The organism is Bradyrhizobium sp. USDA 4502, from assembly GCF_054063355.1.
Map to the genome: position 1 here is coordinate 2,159,755 of NZ_JBSSGF010000001.1, position 21,937 is coordinate 2,181,691.

General features: G+C 64.5%; 22 protein-coding genes. 12 read left to right on the forward strand and 10 right to left on the reverse strand.

Annotation, left to right across the window (positions count from 1 at the left end; all coding sequences use genetic code 11):
- Positions 1-307 precede the first annotated feature (307 nt).
- Complete coding sequence (locus ACVW1B_RS09615; RefSeq protein ID WP_028344569.1) at positions 308-1,027, forward strand: RraA family protein; 720 nt, start codon at positions 308-310, stop codon at positions 1,025-1,027.
- A 64-nt stretch (positions 1,028-1,091) separates the two neighbouring features.
- On the opposite strand, the gene ACVW1B_RS09620 is transcribed toward ACVW1B_RS09615, so the two are convergent.
- Both ACVW1B_RS09620 and ACVW1B_RS09625 read right to left on the reverse strand, forming a co-directional pair.
- Positions 1,092-1,724 carry a TerC family protein gene (locus tag ACVW1B_RS09620; protein WP_253609170.1) on the reverse strand — a complete coding sequence of 211 codons (633 nt, stop codon included), beginning with the start codon at positions 1,722-1,724 and terminating at the stop codon, positions 1,092-1,094.
- A gap of 178 nt (positions 1,725-1,902) precedes the next feature.
- Positions 1,903-2,196 (reverse strand): hypothetical protein, encoded by a 294-nt coding sequence (locus tag ACVW1B_RS09625; RefSeq protein WP_229159760.1) that lies wholly within the window; start codon positions 2,194-2,196, stop codon positions 1,903-1,905.
- A 320-nt stretch (positions 2,197-2,516) separates the two neighbouring features.
- Between ACVW1B_RS09625 and ACVW1B_RS09630 the strand changes: the two genes are divergently transcribed.
- Entirely contained in the window at positions 2,517-3,344 is an 828-nt protein-coding gene (locus ACVW1B_RS09630) for an SDR family NAD(P)-dependent oxidoreductase (RefSeq protein ID WP_253609169.1), read from the forward strand.
- Here ACVW1B_RS09630 and pdxR read toward each other — a convergent pair.
- Positions 3,322-4,776, reverse strand: coding sequence for a MocR-like pyridoxine biosynthesis transcription factor PdxR (gene pdxR, locus ACVW1B_RS09635; protein ID WP_253609168.1), 1,455 nt, complete (start codon positions 4,774-4,776; stop codon positions 3,322-3,324). The two genes, ACVW1B_RS09630 and pdxR, sit on opposite strands and share 23 nt — an antisense overlap.
- 88 nt (positions 4,777-4,864) lie before the next feature.
- Between pdxR and ACVW1B_RS09640 the strand changes: the two genes are divergently transcribed.
- Both ACVW1B_RS09640 and ACVW1B_RS09645 read left to right on the forward strand, forming a co-directional pair.
- Positions 4,865-5,272, forward strand: a complete 408-nt coding sequence (locus tag ACVW1B_RS09640) for a cupin domain-containing protein (RefSeq protein ID WP_253609167.1) — start codon at positions 4,865-4,867, stop codon at positions 5,270-5,272.
- Positions 5,269-5,739 (forward strand): carboxymuconolactone decarboxylase family protein, encoded by a 471-nt coding sequence (locus ACVW1B_RS09645; protein ID WP_168855732.1) that lies wholly within the window; start codon positions 5,269-5,271, stop codon positions 5,737-5,739. The genes ACVW1B_RS09640 and ACVW1B_RS09645 overlap by 4 nt, the downstream gene beginning before the upstream one ends.
- Positions 5,740-5,754: 15 nt before the next feature.
- Here the strand turns inward: ACVW1B_RS09645 and ACVW1B_RS09650 are convergent, their stop codons facing one another.
- Both ACVW1B_RS09650 and ACVW1B_RS09655 read right to left on the reverse strand, forming a co-directional pair.
- Entirely contained in the window at positions 5,755-7,095 is a 1,341-nt protein-coding gene (locus tag ACVW1B_RS09650; protein WP_092085594.1) for an MFS transporter, read from the reverse strand.
- A 92-nt stretch (positions 7,096-7,187) separates the two neighbouring features.
- On the reverse strand, positions 7,188-8,201 hold the full coding sequence (locus tag ACVW1B_RS09655) for a methyltransferase (protein WP_456821570.1): 1,014 nt from the start codon (positions 8,199-8,201) through the stop codon (positions 7,188-7,190).
- 28 nt (positions 8,202-8,229) lie between these two features.
- Here ACVW1B_RS09655 and ACVW1B_RS09660 point away from each other — a divergent pair, with 28 nt between their 5' ends.
- Positions 8,230-8,490, forward strand: a complete 261-nt coding sequence (locus tag ACVW1B_RS09660) for a hypothetical protein (RefSeq protein WP_143029653.1) — start codon at positions 8,230-8,232, stop codon at positions 8,488-8,490.
- 79 nt (positions 8,491-8,569) lie between these two features.
- Positions 8,570-10,183: a winged helix-turn-helix domain-containing tetratricopeptide repeat protein gene (locus ACVW1B_RS09665; protein ID WP_253609165.1), complete on the forward strand. Its 1,614-nt coding sequence runs from the start codon at positions 8,570-8,572 to the stop codon at positions 10,181-10,183.
- 110 nt (positions 10,184-10,293) lie between these two features.
- On the opposite strand, the gene ACVW1B_RS09670 is transcribed toward ACVW1B_RS09665, so the two are convergent.
- From ACVW1B_RS09670 to ACVW1B_RS09680, 3 genes are all read right to left on the reverse strand, one after another.
- Entirely contained in the window at positions 10,294-10,890 is a 597-nt protein-coding gene (locus ACVW1B_RS09670) for a DUF2889 domain-containing protein (protein ID WP_456821571.1), read from the reverse strand.
- A gap of 194 nt (positions 10,891-11,084) precedes the next feature.
- Positions 11,085-12,641 carry an acyl-CoA synthetase gene (locus ACVW1B_RS09675; RefSeq protein ID WP_253609163.1) on the reverse strand — a complete coding sequence of 519 codons (1,557 nt, stop codon included), beginning with the start codon at positions 12,639-12,641 and terminating at the stop codon, positions 11,085-11,087.
- Positions 12,571-13,365 (reverse strand): TetR/AcrR family transcriptional regulator, encoded by a 795-nt coding sequence (locus ACVW1B_RS09680; RefSeq protein ID WP_141340558.1) that lies wholly within the window; start codon positions 13,363-13,365, stop codon positions 12,571-12,573. The genes ACVW1B_RS09675 and ACVW1B_RS09680 overlap by 71 nt, the downstream gene beginning before the upstream one ends.
- Before the next feature lie 95 nt (positions 13,366-13,460).
- Between ACVW1B_RS09680 and ACVW1B_RS09685 the strand changes: the two genes are divergently transcribed.
- From ACVW1B_RS09685 to ACVW1B_RS09705, 5 genes are all read left to right on the forward strand, one after another.
- On the forward strand, positions 13,461-14,645 hold the full coding sequence (locus tag ACVW1B_RS09685; RefSeq protein ID WP_076826483.1) for a lipid-transfer protein: 1,185 nt from the start codon (positions 13,461-13,463) through the stop codon (positions 14,643-14,645).
- Positions 14,646-14,652: 7 nt separating this feature from the next.
- A complete protein-coding gene (locus ACVW1B_RS09690; RefSeq protein ID WP_253609162.1) occupies positions 14,653-15,108 on the forward strand; it encodes a MaoC family dehydratase N-terminal domain-containing protein in 456 nt (151 codons plus the stop codon).
- The gene (locus tag ACVW1B_RS09695) at positions 15,105-15,509 is read left to right on the forward strand and encodes a MaoC family dehydratase (protein WP_225641440.1); all 405 of its coding nucleotides are present in this window, start codon (positions 15,105-15,107) and stop codon (positions 15,507-15,509) included. The genes ACVW1B_RS09690 and ACVW1B_RS09695 overlap by 4 nt, the downstream gene beginning before the upstream one ends.
- Before the next feature lie 216 nt (positions 15,510-15,725).
- Complete coding sequence (locus ACVW1B_RS09700; protein ID WP_253609161.1) at positions 15,726-16,553, forward strand: SDR family NAD(P)-dependent oxidoreductase; 828 nt, start codon at positions 15,726-15,728, stop codon at positions 16,551-16,553.
- A 12-nt stretch (positions 16,554-16,565) separates the two neighbouring features.
- Positions 16,566-17,711, forward strand: coding sequence for an acyl-CoA dehydrogenase family protein (locus ACVW1B_RS09705; RefSeq protein ID WP_057019698.1), 1,146 nt, complete (start codon positions 16,566-16,568; stop codon positions 17,709-17,711).
- Between the two features lie 150 nt (positions 17,712-17,861).
- Here ACVW1B_RS09705 and ACVW1B_RS09710 read toward each other — a convergent pair whose 3' ends face one another.
- Together ACVW1B_RS09710 and ACVW1B_RS09715 are read right to left on the reverse strand one after the other, a co-directional pair.
- Positions 17,862-19,352, reverse strand: a complete 1,491-nt coding sequence (locus ACVW1B_RS09710) for a methyl-accepting chemotaxis protein (RefSeq protein WP_253609160.1) — start codon at positions 19,350-19,352, stop codon at positions 17,862-17,864.
- 595 nt (positions 19,353-19,947) lie between these two features.
- Positions 19,948-20,103: a hypothetical protein gene (locus tag ACVW1B_RS09715; RefSeq protein ID WP_253609159.1), complete on the reverse strand. Its 156-nt coding sequence runs from the start codon at positions 20,101-20,103 to the stop codon at positions 19,948-19,950.
- Between the two features lie 137 nt (positions 20,104-20,240).
- Between ACVW1B_RS09715 and ACVW1B_RS09720 the strand changes: the two genes are divergently transcribed.
- Positions 20,241-21,902: a thiamine pyrophosphate-binding protein gene (locus ACVW1B_RS09720; protein WP_253587145.1), complete on the forward strand. Its 1,662-nt coding sequence runs from the start codon at positions 20,241-20,243 to the stop codon at positions 21,900-21,902.
- Positions 21,903-21,937 lie beyond the last annotated feature (35 nt).

Here is a 21,937-nt window from a genome sequence, read left to right on the forward strand (position 1 = left end):
CCTCGAAGGATGTACGGCCCGGCTCCGAGATTGGGGCCGTCGACCCTTCGAGGGACGCTGAAGAAGCGGCCACCTCAGGGTGACGGTGATAGAGTGGTTTCATTCCAGCAAATATCAGCCATGAGCGTGCCTCGGTTGGGTTCGCCTGCGATCTCGGCTATAGGCTGAGACGGCCCGCTCGAGCATGATCCGGAAAAGTGGAGACCGGTTTTCCGAAAAGATCATGCTCAAACAAAGAAATGAGATCATGATGCGTTTCCCTGGAAACGCATCATGATCTGACGCCAAAAATCAGGAGAGAAACGCCGTGACGACATCCGCTTCCGCCCCGCTTCCTGCATCCGTCCTTGAAGCGTTGGCGCGCTATGACACGCCGACGATCTGCAACGCGATGGAGATCGTCGCGCCGGAGCGCCGTCTGATCGGCTACACCGTGAAGCCGCTGGTCTGCCCGTTCCCGACGCTGCCGCCGATGGTCGGCTACGCCCGCACCACGACGATCCGCTCGGTGCTGAAATCCGGCCTCTCGGCCGAGGAGCAGTCGAAGCGCCGCATCGAATATTACGAATATGTCGGCACCGGCTTCGGCCCGCGCATCTCTGTCATCCAGGACATCGACGGCCCGGACGTCGGCTATGGTGCGTTCTGGGGCGAGGTGCAGAGCAACGTGCACAAGGCGCTCGGCTGCCTCGGCGTCATCACCGACGGCTCGATCCGCGACATCCCGCAATGGGCGCCGGGCTTCCAGGCGCTGGCCGGCTCGATCGGCCCGTCGCACGCCTGGGTGCATGCCGAGAGCTTCGGCGGCGAGGTCCGCGTCGCCGGCATGACGGTGCGTTCCGACGATCTGATCCACGCCGACAGCCACGGCGCGATCGTGATCCCCTATGAAGTCGCGGCGAAGCTGCCCGAGGCCGCCGAACTCTGCGGCCGCCGCGAGACCCCGATCCTGGACATCGCGCGCAGCAAGGATTTCTCGCTCGAGAAGCTCAAGGACGCGCTGAAGCGTTCGGCGGAAATCCACTGAGGCAGCACGCTTTGTCGATTTGCAGAACGGCGGGCCGGAAGGGCCCGCCGTTTTGCTTTCGATGTCAGGCCGGAGCCACCTTCGCGATCTCGTTCGCCCCGCGAACCGTCATGTCGATGGCGACATAGAAGATCACGGCGAGGCCGACATAGGCGATCCAACGGTGGTTCTGCAGCAGCCGCGCGATGAAGGAGGCCGCCGCGCCCATCATCGCGATCGAGAGCGCGAGGCCGAACACCAGCACGATCGGCTGCTCCCGCGCCGCACCCGCGACCGCCAGCACGTTGTCGAGCGACATCGAGACGTCGGCAACGATGATCTGCGTGGTGGCCTGCCACAGCGTCTTGCGCTGCCCCTTTGCGCCATCGGCATGTTCGGCCACGGTCTCGTGCGCGTCGGCGCGCAGCTCGCGCCACATCTTCCAGCACACCCACAATAGGAGGATGCCGCCGGCCAGCAGCAGGCCGACGATCTGCATCAGCTGCGTGGTGACCAGGGCGAACATGATGCGCAGCAGTGTCGCGGCACCGATGCCGATCAGGATCGCCTTGCCGCGCTGTTTCTCCGGCAGGCCGGCCGCGGCAAGGCCGATCACGACGGCGTTGTCGCCGGCCAGCACGAGGTCGATGACGACGACTTGCAGCAATGCGCTGAGGGCGTCGAGTGAGAACAACTCGGGCGAAAATAGTTCGGACATGGGTCATGTTCCCCTTGAGGTCGGGGAGCGGACCCTTTCGACGAAACCGGCTCTTGCCGTCATGCAGATGGCAAATCCACCGCGACGCCTACCGCGTCACGGGTCGAAGCAGGGCCACTCCAACTGAGTTCCAGTCCGACATCGCAGCTTGTGGCTGCCAGAGGGGCCCGGCCTGGGATTACGGTCGTGACACCGGACGCATTGCTGCTTCTTCCTCGAAGAACAGCGCCGCCTGATCCGGTTCGCCGAGGATCGCCGCTGCGCACCCCATGAAGGTGAACGCGCCGGCAAAATCCCACAGCGTGAGGTTCGCCACGGTTGAGCGCACGTGGATCACGCGCGCGGCAATCGCAGCAATGGCTGCCTGGACGAACAACAACAGGCTGAGCACGGGCAGCACGAGTGCAGGCTCAACCAGGCGGAGCGTCAGGACGATCGGCAGCGCGGTCAGCGCGCCGAACAACAGCAGCATGCCGAACGGCTCCAGCGAGGGAGTCTTTCGCAGCATCGTGTCTGGAATGATCGAGGACATTCCGGTCCTTTACCGATCCTGACTTGTCGTTCACGTCGAGGATATCAGAACGCGATCTCCTTGACGCGCGACGCGGCGCCGCGCGACCGCCGGCCGCGCGACAAGATGTACGTATGCGGTTCCGGAGAAGGCCCGAGCCCCCGGGGGTGATCTTGGACGCCATTTTGGCGCCGCCGGCGCGGTGGCATGCCATGGCAAAGTCCGCTCGGCGCCTTTATCTTTGCTGACAGCGCTGGGCGAACGATCGAAAGGCAATTTCGATGAATATGGCAGGCAAGACGGTGCTGATCACCGGTTCCACCGATGGCGTCGGCCGCTACGTCGCGATGAAGCTGGCGTCGGCCGGCGCCCGGGTCCTGATCCACGGCCGCGATACCAAGCGGGCGCAGACGCTCGCCGACGAGATCAAGCGCCTCAGCGGCCGCGAGCCGATGTTCTACCAGGCCGATCTGTCCTCGCTCACCGAGGTCCGCGAGTTCGCCCAGCTGGTGCTCGACGATCAGGAACGCCTTGATGTGTTCGTCAGCAACGCCGGCATCGGTTCGCAAAACGAGGGGCCGGCGCGGCAGACCAGCAAGGATGGCCACGAGCTGCGCTTCGCTGTCAACTATCTCGCCGGTTTCCTGCTCGCGCATCTGTTGCTGCCGCGGCTCAAGGCGAGCACGCCGGCGCGCATCGTCAATGTCGCGTCGCTCGGCCAGCACCCGATCGATTTCGGCGACGTGATGATCACGAAGAACTACAGCGGTGCGCGCGCCTATGCGCAGAGCAAGCTGTCGCAGATCATGTTCACCATCGACCTGGCCGCGGAGCTGGAAGGCTCCGGCGTGACCGTCAACTCGCTGCACCCCGCGACCTACATGAACACCACGATGGTGCGCGCCAGCGGCGCGACGCCGATCTCGACCGTCGAGCAGGGCGGTGATGCCATCCTGCGTCTGGTCCAGGACGACGATGTGGCAGGCCGGAGCGGGCTGTTCTTCGACGGCAAGCGCGAGGCGCGCGCCCATGCCCAGGCCTATGACGCCGAGGCGCGCAAGCGGCTCAAGGCGTTGAGCCTGACGCTCACCGGGCTGCGGGCTTCCTGATCCGGCGCGAGACCGGCGCACTTTGGACGCGACCTTGGGCGCGGATCGCCTCGAACAGGCGCTTGCATGCGGCCGGAACGCCGCGATCCGGCACCGTCGCAATGCCGAGCAAGAGACCCGGCTGCGCGCGCTTCGGTGAGAAATACCAGGGCGAGAGCGGGGCGGGCGCCAGCCCGTGCGCGAGCAGTGCCCTGACGATCTCGACATCGGCGGTCTTGTCCGGCAGCGTCAGCATGACGGCGAGGCCGGCAACCTGCACGTCGTTGCTCCAGCTCCGTAGCGCCGTCGTTAGCGCATCGCGGTTGTTGCAATAGGCCCGCTTGGTTCGCCTGAGATGGCGGATGTAGTGACCATCGCGCATGAACTCCGCGGTGGACAGCTGCACCGCTGGGCCGGGAGCGGGGACCAGGCACGTCGCGACATCGGCGAACTGCGCCGCCAATGGCTCTGGCGCAACCAGGAAGCCGAGGCGCAGCGTCGGCGAGATCGTCTTGCTGAAGGAGCCGAGATGGATCACCCGGCCGGCGCGATCGAGCGAGGCGAGCGCCGGCGCGGCACGGCCATCGAGCTGCAATTCGCCGAGATAGTCGTCCTCGATGATGAAGGCTCCGGTTTGGGCGGCCCAGTCGAGCAGCTGCGCGCGACGTTGCGGCGACAGCGGCGGGCCGAGCGGCGCCTGCTGGCCCGGGGTCACGACCGCGAGCGCCGCGTCGGGGGCGTGCTTGAGACCGTGCTCGACATCGATGCCGTTGGCATCGACGGGGATCGGGACGACCTCCAGCCGGCCGAGCTCGAGGCCCTTTCGCGTCAATGGAAATCCCGGGTCTTCCATCCACGCGCGGCGGCCTTCGAGGCCGAGCACGCGCATCGCGAGGCCGAGTCCTCCGCTGAATCCCGAGGTGATGACGATCTGCGCGGGCGAGCATTCGAGCCCGCGCGCGATCGCGAGATGCGCCGCGATCTCGCGTCTCAATTCGAGCTCGCCGCGTGGATCGACATAGCGCATCACCGCGCTCAATTCCGCCCGGACGGCGCGCGCGCGGATTCGCGCCAGCAGCTTGGCGGGGAGGCTATCCTGCGCGGGGACGCCCATCCGGAAGTGTCCCTGACCGCTCAGATCGCGAAACATCTCCACGACCGATCCGGGAGCGACCGGCGCATCGGGCTTGGCGGCCTTCCTGGGCCGCCTCGCGACGGTGGTGCCGCCCGCCTTCGACGACACGATGTGCTGGGCGTCCGACAGCTTGTCATAGGCCGCCCGCACGGTGCCGCGCGCAACGCCGAGCTGCGCGGCAAGGTCGAGCCACGATGGCAGCCGGGCGCCCGGCACCAGCACGCCGTTGTCGATCGCCGCCGCGATCGCCTTGCGGATCTGCTCGGAGAGCGGCGTCCTGGCCGACCGGTCGAGCGCGATGGGAAGCGGGTTGGACATGGCCCGTGGTACACCAATTCGGTTCATTCTTGGTGCTTCTTTTTGGCCATGCGTGCCCGCATCTATCCGGTAGCAATGGAGGCACGAGATGAAGACCTTGATGACGACGCTGCTGGCCTGCGCGGCGCTTGCGACCCCGGTGATGGCGCAATCGGTGACGCCGAAGTTCGAGCACATGATCACGAACATTCCCGGCAAGTCGCTGATCGCGGTCGAGGTCAACTTTCCGCCCGGCGAGCCGTCGGCGCCGCATCATCACGCCAAATCGGCGTTTCTCTATGTCTACGTGCTCCAGGGCGCGATCGAGAGCCAGCTGGAAGGCGAGGTCGCGCATGTCTATCGGGCCGGCGACAGCTTCTTCGAGCCGCCCGGCGCGCATCACGTGCTCGGGCGCAACGCCAGCGCGACCGAACCGGCGAAGCTGCTTGCGGTGTTCGTCGTCGACAGCAACGACAAGGCGCTGACTGTGTTCGACAAGGAAGGACACAAGCAATGAGCATGCGGATCGACTACAACAAGGTCGCGCCAGCGGGCATCAAGGCGCTCGGCGGCGTCTATGGCTACATCACGCAAAGCGGGCTTTCCGCGCAGCTCGTCGAACTGGTCTATCTGCGGATATCGCAAATCAACGGCTGCGCCTATTGCCTGGACTCGCATACCCGCAGCCTGCTGAAGATGGGCGTCAAGGTCGAGAAGCTTGCGGTGCTGCAGGTCTGGCGCGAGGCCGAGGCGCTGTTCGACGCCGAGGAGCGCGCCGCGCTGGCCTGGGCCGAAACCGTCACCCGCGTGGCGGAGACCGCGATTCCGGATGCCGATTACCAGGCGGCCCGCGAGGTGTTCAACGAGAAGCAACTGGTCGACCTGACCATCGCGATCGGCCTGATGAATACGTACAACCGCATCGCAATCGGCTTCCGCAACCCGCCGCAGGCCGTGGTCGAGCATTCGGCTGCGGCGGCTTGATCTTGGCAGGATGGGTCAACTCCTCGACAGGAGCAACTCATTCGTTGCGGGCCGCATGCTCAGCAGCAGGAGTGCGCCGGAGAGCAAGTACAGCGCCATGACGAAGTACATGCCATAGATGTTGTCGCCGGTGTTCCGCACGATGAACCCGGTGATCGACGGGCTTACCGCCGGACCGAGGTTTCCGAGGCTGGTGACGAGGGCAAGGCCGCCGGCCGCCGCGCCTGCTGAGAGATACTCACTGGTCAATGCATAGAAAAGCGGCGGCGCTGACACAAACCCGATGACGGCGAAGGAGAGAGCCAGGATCGAACCAACAAAAGTGCCGTGGAGCAACATGAGAAAGAACAAGCCGCCGGCGGCAATCGTGACGCAGGTCGCATAGTGCCAGCGACGCTCATGCCGCTTGTCCGAATGACGACCGATCAGGATCATGCAGACGATACCCGCAGCGTTGGCTACTGCGTGATAGACGCCGACCAGTAGCGGATCCTTTACTCCCCAGCTATGGATCAGGGTCGGCATCCAGAATACCATCGTGTAGTTGGCGCCCAGCAGACAAAAACAGGCCAGCGACAACAGGTAGACCTTCGGGTCTCGCAGCAGCTGCCGGAACGTCCCCGAGGTCGCCTTCACGATGTTCTCTTCGTCATGCTGTAAAGCATCGTCCAGCAGCGCCTTCTCCCCCTTCGAGAGCCACGCGGCCTGGAACGGCTTGTCCTTGAGCAGGTAATACACGAGAACGCCGAGGATTGGCGCGGGCAACCCCTGGATCAGAAACAGCCATTGCCAGCCGTAAAGACCGCTGACGCCGTCGAAATACTTCAGGATCGAACCACACAGCGGACCAGCGATGAACATCACAATGGGGGGCGCCGACGCGAGGATCGCGATGACCTGCCCGCGCCTTACCGACGGGTACCAGTACGTCAAGTACAGCAGCACGCCCGGGGCGAAGCCGGCCTCAAAGACACCAAGGAAGAACCTCGCCGCATAGAACTGGAGCGGCGTCGATACGAACATCATGGCGGTCGCCGCCAATCCCCAGAGCACCATGATCCGCAACAGGGTCTTGCGCGCGCCGATCCTTTCCAGAAGAAGATTGCTGGGCACTTCAAACAGGAAATATCCGACGAAGAAGATGCCCGCGCCGAGCCCGTAGACTGCATCATCAAACGGCAGTGTCTGCTTCATCTGAAGCTGTGCGAAGCCGATGTTGATGCGGTCGAGAAAGGCGACCATGCTGGCGATCAGTAGCAAAGGTATAAGGCGCCAGTCGACCTTCGCGAACACGGCCTTGTACGCCGGGTTCTCCAATATCGGCGACGATGACTTGTTTGCAGCAGGCAGATGCATTCTTGTTCCTTCCAAAATATGCTTTTGCCTATGATGTCCTTCAAACCAGTCGCTGCTCCATTGCGCGCGAGTAATGGTCTGACCTCGAAAGCTCAGGTGACCTTTGCCTCGATGACGCTGAGACGCCCGGCCGGATAGGTCGCGGTGTGAGTAAAGCCGGATTCGCGAAACAGCCAGGCGTACTGCTTTTCCGTTCTTTCGAGACCGCCAGGCCCGCGAAGCATGAGCAGATCGGTCAGCGTCTGTTCCCTGTGCGCATCGCTTACGCTCGGGAATTCCGGCATGATCCGTTCGATAAGCAGGAGCACGCCACCTCCGGGGAGCGCCCTTCGACAGTTTGCGAGGATGACCATGCTGCGCTCATCGCTCCAATCGTGAATAATGTTCTTCATGACGATGGCATCCGCGATCGATGGAATCGTCTGGAAGAAATCGCCGGCCATGAATTCGATGCGATCACTGAGCCCGCTGCGCCTCAGGTGGCCAGTCGCGGATTCGGCGCAGCGCGGAAGGTCGAAAATAGTCCCTCGGATATGCGGATGCTGCCCGGCTATGGCGCCAACGAGTTCGCCGGAGCCGCCGCCGACATCCATGAGATGAGCGAACGCACCGAAGTCGTAGGCCCCCAGGATATCCGGAATCGCCAGACGGGTCCCCTCCGTCATAGCCGCATTAAATATGCTGACCATCTCCGGATCGCGCGCCATCAGATCAAAGCTGTTTTCATGGTCAAGCAGTTGCGCGGCGGTCTTGCCGGTCATGATCGAGTCCTGTAGCCCGGTCCACGATTCGGTCAGAAATTGGCCTTCAAAGATCGTCCAGTTCTTGAGGGACTGGGTTGCGGCCCCGTCAAGGCAAGCCCCCAGTTCGGTCAATGCGTATCGCTCTTCAGCGACCGTGCAAATGCCTATGGTCGAAAGCGCGGTCAGCAGGCGGCGGAGCGCCTGCTTGTTCGCACCGGTCGCCTCGACGAGTTCGCCAAGGGGCCGCGATCCATCGCGCAGGAGCTCGGCGATCCCCAGCTTCGCGGCGACATAGATGACCGCGGTCACGCGCTGCGACTGAATAAGGTGCAGCAATCTTGCGGATGCTTGGACAGAGGCCATCGATCATTCCCCCTCATGTTGCTCGTTGGTGCCGGTCCAGCACTCCCGGGCAAACCTGCTCAGGCTCGAAAGCGGCGCGCTGCGCGGCATTGATTGGCCGATCCTGATCTCGGTGTCGGTGACGCCGGGACCGCATCGCCGGTCCGTCCCCGCAACTGGGGAAGGGTTGAAACCTGAAATACTTAGCGCAGTATGGATGACAGAACTGATCATGGAGGCCTGCCTGGCGCTGACCGCTTTTGGTGGATCGCTGCTCGGGACGGTTTTGCTATCCCGCGCCGCAAGATGATGCTGTACAATTGCCGCCAGGTCCCGAAACCTCGCCGATATTCTGCCGATATTTTCCGAAATGGCCCAACGAGGCGTTCTTGCTTAAGTCATCGCAGCCTTCGATTGTGATCGGCGACCGGACCTTGGACCTGGCCCGCGAATTGCTGCTCGACGGGCGCGGCGACATCGTGCCGTTGCGTCCTCAAGCCTGGGCGGTGCTGCGGCTCCTCGCGCAACGCGTCGGGCGCCCGGTGCATAAGGACGAGATATTGGATGAGGTCTGGTCGGACTGCGAGGTCACGGAAGACTCGCTTGTCCAGGCCATCGGCGACATCAGGCAGGCCTTGGGAGGGGCGGGCCGATTGGCCCTGAGAACCTTGCCTCGCCGCGGCTACATGCTGGTCGTGGATGGCGAGCAGGCCGACCGCCCGGCTTCTGCCAGTGTCACGACCTCGTCGATGCCGGACAACGCCGGAAGGCCAGCGGGTTCATCTTCGATCCCACACCTGTCCATTGTTGTTCTACCATTCACAAATATTGGCGGCGATCTGGAGCAGGAATATTTTGTCGATGGCGTGACTCACAGTCTGACTACCGACCTGTCGCGCATCGCCGGCGCGTTCGTCATCGGCCGGGGCACTGCGTTCACCTTCAAGGGAAAGGCGGTGGACGTGAGGGAGATCGGTCGCGAATTGAATGTCCGTTACGCGCTGGAAGGGTCGGTGCAACGCGGCGGCAATCGCTTTCGCCTGAACGTTCAGTTGACTGACACGGAAACCGGAGCCCATGTGTGGGCCGAGCGCTTCGACAAGCCCGCTGCCGACTTGCTGGACATGCAGGATGAGATCGTATCCCGGCTCGCCAATACATTGAACGCCGAGCTTATCAAGGCCGAAGCACGACGGGCAGAACGGTTGCCCCAGCCGGACGCGATGGATCTCTATTTTCAGGGCAGGGCTGTCCTGAACAAAGGAATAGCGCCTGCAGTTATGGCGCGAGCAAGGGATTTCTTCATGCGCGCCCTCGCGCTTGATCCCGACAATATTGAAGCAGCGGTTGCCGCGGCTCAGGTCGATTTTGCGATCGGTTCTTCCTCCATGGCCGATGACGGACCGGCATATTTCAGGGCCGCGGAGAAGGCGCTGAATGGCGTATTGTTGCGTGCGCCCAATCACCCCAGAGCCCACATGTTGCTCGGCGCGGTTCAAATTCGGACGCACCGCGCTGCAAAGGGTATCGCTGAATGTCGCCAGGCGCTGGCGCTCGATCGGAATTTGGCCGATGCGCATGGGTTCATTGGCCTCGGGAAGCATGCGCTGGGGCGTGGTGAGGAAGTCGAGGGGCATATTCAAGAGGCGTTACGACTGTCCCCTCGCGATACGCGTGCCTTTCTCTGGATCATGGTTGTCGGGATGGCCAAATTGATGTCCTGCACCAACGCAGACCTCGAGGCGCTGGACTGGCTTCGCCGGAGCATTGAGGCTAATCCCAATTTTGCGCTCGCTCACTTTCACTTGGCTGGCGCGTTGGCCATGATGGGAGACCTCGAGGAAGCACGATCCAGTGCCAAAGCCGGACTGGCACTTGATCCCAACTTCAGCATTCGTCGATACGACGTCAATGTCGTCTTCCTGTCCGACAATCCGGTATGGCTCGCCAAGCGTAAGCGCTTTTATGAGGGAATGCGCATGGCCGGCGTGCCGGAGAGCTAGTGCCGCGTTCGATCATCTGCGTGAATGGGATAGAGCTGCGACGAGGAGCTGCATTTGAGCTCCAGCAGCGGCGCACCATGCACTCGCCTTGGCCAGCGGCGGGGCACCGCTCACGAACTGTGCTTCGCCTCGGTCGACTTCTGCGCGAACTGCGGAAAGGTCTCGGCCACGACAGGCCCATCCAGCCGCCATGAATAGCAGCCGCCGACGAAGAATGGCGGCTCGGTGACATCGCGCTGGTGATCGAGCGCGCCGCGGCCCTGCGGGTCCTTGCCGGAGGTTGCGGTCTGGAACAGCGTCGTCACCGCCGGACCCAGCAGCTCGGCGAGATGGGTGCAGGTTTCGAGCTTGCCAATCTTGCGACGGACCAGTTCGCGCCAGCCCTTGCCGATGCGTTCGCCGACCAGGCGCTGCAAGATGCCCTCGACGTCGAGGCAGGTCGGGTAGGGCGTTGAGGCCATCGTGGTGCCGGTCTCGCGGATCGTAAAACTGTCGTCGACCGCGAGCCGCAGGCGGATGTCGTGCACGGGATCGTCGGGCTGCTGCAGCCCGCGATGCTTGTCCTGTCGGGCATAGGGTTTGGTGTCGACCAGCCGCGCCTCGACTTCCCACAATCCGTCGTCACGGAGATAGCCGAGACATTCGACGGAGCGGCGGTGCATCAGGCGGCGGGGCTTGCCGTCGGTATTGGTATCGGGTGCGGACATCGGAACTCGCTGGATTGAATCTCGAACCGATCCAATCGGCCGTGCGCTCCGATGTCAACGCTCGCGGTCGAATGGCGTCATGAGACATCGTCATTCCGGGATGGCGCGTTAGCGCCAGACCCGGAATCTCGAGATTCCGGGTTCGATGCTTCGCATCGCCCCGGAATGATGGGGGTGACGTTGAGAGCTGTCCCTCAGCTCACCCGCCGTTCGCGGTTCTCCCAATACGGCTTGCGCAGCTCGCGCTTTAAAATCTTGCCGGCGCCGGAGAGCGGCAGCGGCGTCGCGGTGATGTCGACGCTGCGCGGGCATTTGTAGCCGGCGATCAGCGCCTTGCAGTGCTCCATCAGCTCTTCTGGCGTGGCGCTGGCGCCGCTCTTCATCACCACGACGGCGTGAACCTGCTCGCCCCAGCGTTCGCTCGGGATGCCAATCACGGCGCATTGCGCCACCGCCGCGTGCTGGGCGAGCGCGTTCTCGACCTCGGCCGAATAGACGTTCTCGCCGCCGGAGATGATCATGTCCTTGACGCGGTCGACGACGTAGACAAAGCCGTCCTCGTCCATGTAGCCGCCGTCGCCGGTGTGCATCCAGCCGTCGATCACGGCGCGCGCGGTCTCCTCCGGCCGCTCCCAATAGCCCATCATCACCATGTCGCCGCGCACCGCGATCTCGCCGACGGTACCCGTCGGCACGACCTTGTCCTCCGCATCGACGATCTTGACCTCGGCGCCAAGCGTCGCCCGGCCGGCGCCGCGGTGCCGGCCCTTGGCGCGGCCGTCGCCGATATGCTCCTTCCAGTGCAGCAGGGTCGCGATCGGCGACAGCTCGGTCATGCCGTAGGCTTGCGTGAACTCGACATGCGGCAGCGCCTTCATGGCGCGCATCAGCACGGCGTCGCTGATCACAGAGGCACCGTAGGAGATCCGCTTCAAGGACGACAGGTCGTAATTGCCGAGCGTCGGGTGATCGACGAACATCTGGATCATGGTCGGCACCAGCAGCACGTCGGTGATGCGCTCCTTCTGCACGGCGGCCGCGACGCCGTCAGGCGTAAAGCCCTGGATTACGACGTTGGATCCTCCGGACAGCAGCACCGAATACATCGCCGCGCCATTGGCGAGGTGGAACATCGGCGCCGCATGCAGATAGATCGTGCTGCTCGGCCATAGGCCTTCGCCGAGCGCGTTGAGCGCGTTGGCCATCAGATTGCCGTGGCTCAGCATCACGCCCTTGGAACGGCCGGTGGTGCCGCCGGTGTAGAAGATGCCGGCAAGGTCGTCGCGGCTGCGCATCGCATCCGGAACAGGCGCGCTGCGCGCGATGAGCGTCTCGTAATTCTCCATGCCGGCAGGCGTGTCGCCCTCGTCGGCATAGACCAGCCGCAGGCCGGGGACGGCGCCTGCCAGCGCCGTGCCGACCGGCGCAAACGCCCTGTCGACGAACAGGATCGTTGCGCGGCAGTCGCGCAGCGCGTCCTCGTTCTCGATCGGAGACCAGCGGATGTTGAGCGGCACGATCACGGCGCCGGCCCAGCCGACGGCGAGGTAGAGCTCGAGATAGCGGTCGGAGTTCAGCGACAGGATCGCGACGCGGTCGCCGTCCTGGGCGCCGAGGCCGCGGATCGCGGCGGCGAGGCGGGCGACGCGTTCGCCGACCTCGCGCCAGTTGCGCCGCCGCTCACCGCAGACGACCGCGAGCCCGTTTGGATTGACCTGCAGCGCGCGCCGCAGTCCGTGCGTGATGTTCACTCGTCTCCTCCCTTGATGCGTTTCCCTTGCGAGGCGGTTTGTCCGCCTTCTCGTGCGCCGTTGTCTTGCGCGTTGATGTCATTTGCGTTGTTGTTTTGGCGATGCCTTCGGTGAGGCGGATCGCGAATTCCTCAGCGACGGCACGTCCGCTCAGCTCGCCGCCCGGCTGGAACCAGTGGCCGATCCAGTTCAGCGAGCCGGCAATGGCGAAAGCCGCGAGCTTCGGGTCGCACGGTTTCACCGAACCGTCTTCGACGCCCTGTGCGATATAGTCGCGGAAGGCGCGGTCGATCCGCCGCTTGGCAGTCTGCACGATCTTGCGGTTGTCCTCGCTGAGATCGCGGATGTCGAAGCGGACCAGGCTCTTGCCGTAGTCCGCGGTCATCAGCTCGGCATAGCGGACGGTGAGCTTGCGCAGCTTGTCGAGCCCCGAGCCGCCGCCCGCCGACGTCTCGGCAATGCATTCGTCGACCAGCTCATTGCCGATCGACCAGCACTCGAACAGGATCTCGTCCTTGCCGCGGAAGTAGTTGTAGAGCGCCGGCTTGGTGATGTTGAGCCGCTTGGCGACGTCGTTCAGCGTGGCACGGTGATAGCCCTGTTCAAGGAACAGGGCTACGGCCGTGCGCAGCACTGCCTCGCGCTTCTCGTCGCGGGCGCGGCGCCGGCTTTCGAATGGCAGCCATGGCGACTCGTTGCTGGAAGAGGGGGAGTGGGCGTCCATCGCGTCGGCTGTTGTCGCATTGACTCCGGAAGATCGCCCGTATATTACCCATGGGTAACAAATAGTCCAGTGGGTAATTTCCGGGAGGACACGCGATGACGTCACGCACCTATATTGCCGGGGTCGGCATGATCCCGTTCGTCAAGCCCGGCGCCAATGCGCCGTATCACGTGATGGGCGCCGAAGCGGCGAAGCTGGCGCTCGCCGACGCCGGGCTCGACTACGGCCGCGTGCAGCAGGCCTATGTCGGCTACGTCTATGGCGACTCCACCTGCGGGCAGCGCGCGCTCTATCCGGTCGGCATGACCGGCATCCCGATCGTCAACGTCAACAACAACTGCTCGACCGGCTCGACCGCGCTGTTCCTGGCGCGGCAGGCGATCGAGTCGGGCGCGGCCGATTGCGTGATGGCGCTCGGCTTCGAGCAGATGAAGCCCGGCGCGCTCGGGGCCGTGTTCACCGACCGTCCCAGTGCGTTCGACGATTTCGACGCCGCGGCCGACAAGCTGGTCGACGCGCCCGGCGTGCCGCTGGCGCTGCGCTATTTCGGCGGCGCCGGCCTCAGCCACATGAAGAAATACGGCACGCCGCTCTCCGCCTTTGCAAAAGTGCGCGCCAAGGCGAGCCGTCATGCCAAGAACAATCCGCTGGCGCTGTTCCGCAAAGAGGTCACCGCCGACGACGTGATGAACGACCAGGTGATCTGGCCCGGCGTGATGACGCGGCTGATGGCGTGCCCGCCGACCTGCGGCGGCGCCGCCGCGATCCTGGTCTCGGAGAAATTCGCCGACCAGCACGGCCTCAACAAGCAGGTCCGCATCGCGGCGCAGGCGATGACGACCGACACGCCCTCGACCTTCGGTGCGTCAGACATGATGCAGGTGGTCGGCTACGACATGGCGCGGGATGCCGCGCGCAAGGTCTATGAGGCCGCCGGCATCGGGCCTGATGATCTCGACGTCGTCGAGCTGCACGACTGCTTCGCGCACAACGAGCTGATCACCTATGAGGGGCTTGGCCTGTGCGGCGAGGGCGAGGCCGCGAAATTCATCGACGACGGCGACAACTCCTATGGCGGCAGGATCGTCACCAACCCGTCCGGCGGGTTGCTGTCGAAGGGCCATCCGCTCGGCGCCACCGGGCTTGCGCAGTGCTATGAGCTGACGCGGCAACTGCGCGGCACCGCTGCGGCGACGCAAGTGGAAGGCGCGCGGATCGGTTTGCAGCACAATCTCGGCCTCGGCGGCGCCTGCGTCGTGACGCTCTACGAACGCGCCTGAGGTCGTCATGGTCGATCAATCCGCTGTCGGGCGTACATTTACGCCTGTGACCGCGCGCGTCGAGCCGGGGCGGCTGCGCTTCTTCCTCGATACGCTCGGCGAGACGAATGCCGTCTATCGCGACGAGGCGGCCGCACAGGCGGCCGGCTTCACGGCAGCGCCAGTGCCGCCGACCTATCTGTTCTGCCTCGAGATGATGGATGCACCTGACCCGTTCGAGTTCCTCACGGCGCTCGACATCGATCTGGCCCGCGTGCTGCACGGCGAGCAGCGCTTCGACTATCACGCTCCCGTGGTCGTCGGCGACACCTTGACCTTCCATCCGCGTGTCACTGGCGTGACCGACAAGAAGGGCGGGGCGATGACGCTGATCGTGGTCGACACCCCGGTCACCAACCAGAACGGTGTCCATGTCGCCGATGTCTCGCGCACCGTCGTGGTACGCAATGCGAGGCCGTCATGAGCAGCTCTCCCTCTGTCGGCGACCGCATCGTCCACAAGGAGTTTCCACCGATCACCCGCCATCGCCTCGCGCTGTATTGCGGCGCCTCCGGCGATCACAATCCGATCCATGTCGACATCGATTTCGCGAAGGCGGCCGGCTTCCCCGACGTGTTCGCGCACGGCATGCTGGTGATGGGCTATCTCGGCCAGGCGCTGACCGACGCGGTGGCGCCGTCGCGCATCCGCTCGTTCTCGACCCGCTTTGCGGCGATCACCCAGCTCGGCGCGAAGCTGACCTGCGAGGGCACGGTGACCGAGCTGGTCGAGCAGGGCGGTGAGAGGCGCGCAAAACTCGCGCTGACCACCAGGGATCAGAACGGCGAGATCAAGCTCGCCGGCGAGGCGGTTATCGCGCTGTAGCGCGAAAGTCTCGCCACGAAGGATTGTGCGCTCCCTCGCCCCGCTCTTGCGGGGAGAGGGTTGGGGTGAGGGGCTGCTTCCGCGCACTCTGGAGGTGGTGAGACCTGTACCCCCTCACCCGGAACGCATCTGACGATGCGTTCCGACCTCTCCCCGCAAGCGGGGCGAGGTGAGGCGGGCATACCGCAGAGATCACGTTGTTTGAGGGAGGTTTGAATGTCAAAGCTGCAAGGCAAAGTCGCGCTCGTCTCAGGCTCCGGCCGCGGCATCGGGCGCGCGATTGCGCTGAAGCTCGCGAACGAGGGCGCGCGCGTCGTGGTCAACGACCTCGATGCCGAGCCGGGCGATGCGGTCGTCGCGGAGATCAAGGCCATGGGCGGCGAGGCGATCGCGGTCAATGGCAGCGTGACCGAAGCCGGCTTTGCCGATCGCTTCGTCGGCGCCGCGATCGAGCAGTTCGGCGGTCTCGACATCATCGTCAACAATGCCGGCTACACCTGGGACTCGACGATCCAGAAGATGACCGACGAGCAGTTCCAGGCGATGCTGGACGTCCATCTGGTCGCCCCGTTCCGCATCATGCGCGCGGCGTCGGAGCCGATCCGAGTGATGGCGAAGAGGGAGGCCGAGGCGGGCCGCGAGGTATTCCGCAAGGTCGTCAACATCTCCTCGATCGCGGGCCTCTACGGCAATGCCGGGCAGGCGAGCTATTCGTCCGCCAAAGCCTCGCTGATCGGGCTAACGCGCACGATGTGCAAGGAGTGGGGCCGCTACAAGGTCAACGTCAATTGCGTGGCGTTCGGCCTGATCAACACCCGCCTGACCCAGCCGATCGAGACCCAGCAGAAAACCATCGACGTCGCCGGCCGCGACATTAAGGTCGGCGTCCAGCCGCAGATGCTGGAGGCGATGGGCCGCATGATCCCCCTCGGCCGCGGCGGCACGCCGGAGGAGGCGGCCGATGCGGTCTATCTGTTCTGCGCTCCGGAATCGAATTACATCAGTGGTCAGGTGATCGTCGCCGGCGGCGGTCTTCTGATTTAACACGAGGGCAGAATGCACTACCGATCGTCCTGGATGACCGAGGAGCTGGACACTTTCCGAGACCAGTTCCGCAAATTCCTCGCCAAGGATCTGGCGCCGCACGCCGAAAAATGGCGCGAGCAGAAGCTGGTCGATCGCTCGGCCTGGCGCGCGCTCGGCGAGATGGGCGCGTTGCTGCCGAGCGTGCCCGAGGCCTATGGCGGCTTAGGGGCCAGCTTCGCCTATGACGCCGCCGTGCTCGATGACCTCGAGAGCACGGTGCCGGAGCTGACCACCGGCGTCTCCGTGCACAGCGCGATCGTCGCGCATTACATCGTCAACTACGGCTCGGAGGAGCAGAAGAAACGCTGGCTGCCGAAGATGGCGTCGGGCGAGATGGTCGGTGCCATCGCGATGACCGAGCCGGGCACCGGCTCCGATCTGCAGGCCGTCAAGACCACGGCGAAGAAGCAGGGCAATTCCTACGTCATCAACGGCCAGAAGACTTTCATCACCAACGGCCAGGCCGCCGATCTCGTCATCGTGGTGGCGCGGACCGGGGCTCCGGGCGCCAAGGGCATCTCGCTGATCGTGGTTGAGACCGCGGGCGCCGAGGGGTACCGGCGCGGGCGCAACCTCGACAAGATCGGGCTGCACGCATCAGACACGTCGGAGCTGTTCTTCGATAACGTCACGGTGCCGCCGGAGAACCTGCTCGGCGCCGAGGAGGGCAACGGCTTCGTACAGCTGATGCAGCAATTGCCGCAGGAGCGGCTGTCGCTCGCGATCGGCGCGGTCGCCTCGATGGAGCGCGCGGTCAGGATCACCGCCGAATACACCAAGGAGCGCACCGCGTTCGGCAAGCCGCTGCTCGAATTCCAGAACACCGCCTTCAAGCTTGCCGAGCGCAAGACCGAGGCGATGATCGCCCGCGTGTTCGTCGACTGGTGCGTCGAGCGCCTGGTCGCCGGCGACCTCGACACCGTGACGGCGTCGATGGCGAAATGGTGGTGCTCGCAGAAGCAGGTCGAGACCGCCGACGAATGCCTGCAGCTGCATGGCGGCTACGGCTACATGCAGGAATATCCGATCTCGCGCATGTTCATCGATTCCCGCATCCAGAAGATCTATGGCGGCACCAACGAAATCATGAAGCTCCTGATCGCGCGTTCGCTGTAGGCGGGCGCGTCTTTGGCCGTCATTCCGGGGCACGCGAAGCGTGAACCCGGAATCTCGAAGTTGCGGCTTGAGATTCCGGTTCGATGCTCGCGCATCGCCCCAATGACGCGGAGGGGTGAGTGCGCGCTCATCTCCTTCGGCCGTGCGCCGCTACATCGCCCGCACGTTCTTGAGGAACTTGTCGACCTGAACTTCCAGCTCTGAGGCGTTGCTGGCGAGCTCTCCGGAGGCCGCCAGCACGTTCTCAGCGGCCTTGCTGGCATCGTCGATCGCCTTGGTCGTGCCGTTGATGTTTGCGGTGACCTCCTTGGTGGCCGCGGCCTGTTCCTCGACCGCGCTGGCGATCACGGTCGAGATCTCGCTGATCTGGACGATGACCTGCGAGATCGCCTTCAGCGCCGTGGCGGTGTTGCCGGTCGCGGCCTGCATCTCGTTGATCTGCGCCGAAATGTCTTCCGTGGCCTTGGCGGTCTGGTTGGCCAGCGCCTTCACCTCGGAGGCGACGACGGCGAAGCCGCGTCCGGCCTCACCGGCCCGCGCGGATTCGATGGTTGCGTTGAGCGCAAGCAGGTTGGTCTGGCCGGCGATCTGGCTGATCAGGGCGACGACGTCGCCGATCTTCTGCGCCATGGTCACGAGACCCGCGACCAGCTTGTCGGACTTCTCGGCTTCGTCGACCGCCATGCGGGCAATGCGGCTCGCCTCGGCCACCTGGCGGCTGATCTCGTTGACCGAGGACGACAGCTCCTCGGACGCGGACGCCGCGCTCGCCGAGCGCTGATTGACGAATTCGGCGGTCGTCGTCAGCGATCGCGCCGTGCCCTGCATTTGCGTCGACGCCGACGCCAGCATCCCGGCAAGGCCCTTCACGTCTTTCTCGAAATCGTCCGCCAGCTTCACATTGCCAGTCACGACCGACCAGCTCAGCATCGCGCCGGTGTAGTTGCCGCGCTTGTCGGTCAGCCCGGAGACCCGCAGGTCGAGCGTTTCCGGACCGAGCTTGATCTTGGCCGCATGCGGCAGGTTCTTGGGATCGCCGACGATGCGGCGCTGGTGCGCCGGGTTCTTGTGGAAGATGTCGAACGAGTTGCCGAGGATCTTGTCCGGCGCCATCGGAAGCAAGTGCTTCACGGTGTCGAGCGTCTTGAGGCTGGTCTGGTTGATGTAGGTGATGTTGAAGTCGGTGTCGCACATCATGATGTTGATCGGCATGTTGTCGAGCATTTGCAACAGCCGTTCGGTCTGCGTTTCAAGCCGCGCCTTCTCGGTCGCTAGCTCCCAGGTCAGCATCGGGCCGGTGTAGCGGCCGCGCGAATTGGTCATGGCTGTCACGGTGAGATCGAGCGTCTCGCCGCCGATGGTGATGCGCGCCTTGTGCGGCAGGTTCTTCGGGTCGGACAGCAGCCGGCGCTGATGCTGCGGGTTCTTGTGAAAGATATCGATCGATTGCCCGATCAGCGCGTCGACCTTCACCGGCAGCACATGCTCGATCTTCTTCAGGTTCTGCCGCGTCGACTCGTTGATGTAGGTGATTTTGAAATTGTCCAGCTCGCAGAGCATGACACTGATCGGCATGTCGTCGAACAGCCGATACGAACTGTCCGAGCCGATCACGCTTGCGACGCTCTTCATCCCCAACATGCATTGCCTCCAGCCTTGATAATGATCTTGGTGAATTGAAACGGTGCACCTGATCGGCGACGGAATGCCTTCCACCGCCGGCCCCACGCAGGTGCGCTACACGATTTACAATTTCTGACTGCGTGGAACGGTAGGCGATTCGAGTTCCACCAAGAAGGGCGCGCAATGCGCCGCGTGCACTCGCGCAGGTCGAACGCGCGATGCTCGCGATGAGCGCAGCCGAAAACGTTGCGCAACACCGCGATTTGCCGTGAAATCCACGCGATCCGGCGACGAAGATGCGAAGCGGCCGATCGCTGCACCGTAATCATACGGAAGCAGAAGCGTGCGCTCCTAATGATTGTTATCGTGCACATAACGCGGTGGCTCATGCAGATTGTGCCACGCCATCGCGCGCAGCGGAGAGTTCTTGACTGCAATCTTCTCGGCGGCCACGCGCTGTCGGTCTTGGCAACGTGGCGTGCGAGCATTCTTTCGCCTGCGCTCTGTTGCGTCGGTCGGCGCCTCCGTGATGACAGGCTGCCGCATCGTCGATGCGGGTGTTCGTGAAAGGAGCCCGCGCAGGTTGATCATGCCGCGCGAGACCCGATCGGGGTCACAGACCGGCGTCGTGACATCGGTCCCGCTTGAGCGCGGTGAGATCGCGCTGGAGCCGGCCGACGGTGACCTGCGCTGCTTGCCGGCCGGCGGCTTCAATCCTGCCGGCGATCGTCCGCTCTGCGGAAATCGATGACGAAACGGCGTTGCCCATTGCCTACCGCATGGCTTGGCGCCGCTGCGCGCGGGAGACGCAGCTTCGGCCTTGCACCCCATTTCCGTCTATCATACCCCGTGGGACCACGATCCGAGCGAAGCCCAAACGCGCGCCAGTACTTGCAGGGAGCCCTCATGACCAAAAGCAATGCCCGCACCGGAGGCCAGATCCTGATCGACCAGCTGGTCGCGCAAGGGGTGGAGCGCGTCACCTGCGTGCCGGGCGAGAGCTATCTGGCGGCGCTCGACGCCTTGCACGACAGCCCGATCGACGTCGTGATCTGCCGCGCCGAGGGCGGGGCCGCGATGATGGCGGAGGCCTATGGCAAGCTGACGGGACGTCCGGGCATCTGCTTTGTCACCCGCGGTCCGGGCTCGACCAATGCCGCCCATGGCGTGCACATCGCGATGCAGGACTCCACCCCGATGATCCTGTTCGTCGGCCAGGTCGACACCGGCATGCGCGAGCGCGAGGCATTCCAGGAACTCGACTACAAGGCGGTGTTCGGCACGATGGCGAAATGGGCGGTCGAGATCGATCGTCCGGATCGCATTCCGGAACTGGTCGCGCGCGCCTTCCGCGTCGCGCTGCAGGGCCGGCCCGGTCCGGTGGTGATCTCGCTGCCGGAGAACATGCTGACTGAAACCGCCGCGGTCGCCGACGCGCCGAAGGTCGAGCCTGCGGCGACCTGGCCTGCGCCGGCCGATCTCGAGCGCCTCGGCAGCATGCTCGCCGGCGCCAAGGCGCCGATCGTGGTGCTCGGTGGCTCGGCCTGGACCGCGGAGGCCGCCAAGGGCATCGCGCGCTTCGCCGAGCGCTTCGACCTGCCGGTTGCCACCTCGTTCCGCCGCGCCTCGCTGTTCGACGCCGACCACTCGCATTATGCCGGCGATCTTGGCATCGGCCCGAGTCCGAAGCTCAGGGATCGCATCACCGGCGCCGACGTCATCCTCCTGATCGGCGGCCGCATGTCGGAAATGCCGTCCTCGTCCTACACGCTGCTCGACATTCCGGTGCCGAGCCAGAAACTGATCCATGTCCATCCCGGCGCCGAGGAGCTCGGCCGTGTCTACCAGCCGGCGCTGGCGATCCAGGCGACGCCTGCGGCCTTTGCCGCCGCGGTCGAGACCATGATGCCGGCGGCAGTGCCGGCCTGGAAGGGCGAGGCGGCCAAGGCGCACGCGGATTACCTCGCCTGGACCGACAAGCCGCGCGAGCTGCCGGGCAGCTTCCAGTATGGCGAGGTCGTGACCTGGCTGCGCGATCGCCTGCCGAAGGATGCCATCGTCTGCAACGGCGCCGGCAATTATGCCGGCTGGATTCACCGCCACCATCGCTTCCACGCTTTCGCCGCGCAGCTCGCGCCGACCTCGGGCTCGATGGGCTACGGCGTGCCGGCGGCTGTGATGGCCAAGCGGCATCATCCGGACCGGGTCGTCGTGGCGTTCGCCGGCGACGGCTGCTTCCTGATGAACGGGCAGGAGTTCGCCACCGCCGTGCAGTATGACGCGCCGCTGATCGTCGTCGTCATCGACAACGCGCAATACGGCACCATCCGCATGCATCAGGAGCGCGACTATCCGGGCCGCGTCGTCGGCACCCAGCTCAAGAACCCGGACTTCGCGCTTTACGCCAAGGCGTTCGGCGGCCATGGCGAGCGGGTCGAGCGCACCGAAGACTTCGCGCCCGCGTTCGAGCGCGCGCTGGCCTCCGGCAAGCCCGCGATCCTGCACTGCCTGGTCGATCAGCGTGCGCTGTCGGTCGGCAAGGATTTTGCGCCGCAGGCCACGCGCTAGGACATGATCCGGAAAAGTGCGAAGCGGTTTTCCGA

What these genes read in the sequence shown, in the direction of transcription:
- ACVW1B_RS09650 (WP_092085594.1), bottom strand. Translation starts at nt 7,095, where the DNA reads ATGCATCTGCCTGCTGCAAACAAGTCATCGTCGCCGATATTGGAGAAC.
- ACVW1B_RS09620 (WP_253609170.1), bottom strand. Translation starts at nt 1,724, where the DNA reads ATGTCCGAACTATTTTCGCCCGAGTTGTTCTCACTCGACGCCCTCAGC.
- ACVW1B_RS09655 (WP_456821570.1), bottom strand. Translation starts at nt 8,201, where the DNA reads ATGGCCTCTGTCCAAGCATCCGCAAGATTGCTGCACCTTATTCAGTCG.
- ACVW1B_RS09630 (WP_253609169.1), top strand. Translation starts at nt 2,517, where the DNA reads ATGAATATGGCAGGCAAGACGGTGCTGATCACCGGTTCCACCGATGGC.
- ACVW1B_RS09645 (WP_168855732.1), top strand. Translation starts at nt 5,269, where the DNA reads ATGAGCATGCGGATCGACTACAACAAGGTCGCGCCAGCGGGCATCAAG.
- ACVW1B_RS09670 (WP_456821571.1), bottom strand. Translation starts at nt 10,890, where the DNA reads ATGTCCGCACCCGATACCAATACCGACGGCAAGCCCCGCCGCCTGATG.
- ACVW1B_RS09715 (WP_253609159.1), bottom strand. Translation starts at nt 20,103, where the DNA reads ATGGGCAACGCCGTTTCGTCATCGATTTCCGCAGAGCGGACGATCGCC.
- ACVW1B_RS09640 (WP_253609167.1), top strand. Translation starts at nt 4,865, where the DNA reads ATGAAGACCTTGATGACGACGCTGCTGGCCTGCGCGGCGCTTGCGACC.
- ACVW1B_RS09625 (WP_229159760.1), bottom strand. Translation starts at nt 2,196, where the DNA reads ATGCTGCTGTTGTTCGGCGCGCTGACCGCGCTGCCGATCGTCCTGACG.
- ACVW1B_RS09700 (WP_253609161.1), top strand. Translation starts at nt 15,726, where the DNA reads ATGTCAAAGCTGCAAGGCAAAGTCGCGCTCGTCTCAGGCTCCGGCCGC.
- ACVW1B_RS09710 (WP_253609160.1), bottom strand. Translation starts at nt 19,352, where the DNA reads ATGTTGGGGATGAAGAGCGTCGCAAGCGTGATCGGCTCGGACAGTTCG.
- ACVW1B_RS09695 (WP_225641440.1), top strand. Translation starts at nt 15,105, where the DNA reads ATGAGCAGCTCTCCCTCTGTCGGCGACCGCATCGTCCACAAGGAGTTT.
- ACVW1B_RS09680 (WP_141340558.1), bottom strand. Translation starts at nt 13,365, where the DNA reads ATGGACGCCCACTCCCCCTCTTCCAGCAACGAGTCGCCATGGCTGCCA.
- ACVW1B_RS09690 (WP_253609162.1), top strand. Translation starts at nt 14,653, where the DNA reads ATGGTCGATCAATCCGCTGTCGGGCGTACATTTACGCCTGTGACCGCG.
- ACVW1B_RS09720 (WP_253587145.1), top strand. Translation starts at nt 20,241, where the DNA reads ATGACCAAAAGCAATGCCCGCACCGGAGGCCAGATCCTGATCGACCAG.
- ACVW1B_RS09685 (WP_076826483.1), top strand. Translation starts at nt 13,461, where the DNA reads ATGACGTCACGCACCTATATTGCCGGGGTCGGCATGATCCCGTTCGTC.
- pdxR (WP_253609168.1), bottom strand. Translation starts at nt 4,776, where the DNA reads ATGTCCAACCCGCTTCCCATCGCGCTCGACCGGTCGGCCAGGACGCCG.
- ACVW1B_RS09705 (WP_057019698.1), top strand. Translation starts at nt 16,566, where the DNA reads ATGCACTACCGATCGTCCTGGATGACCGAGGAGCTGGACACTTTCCGA.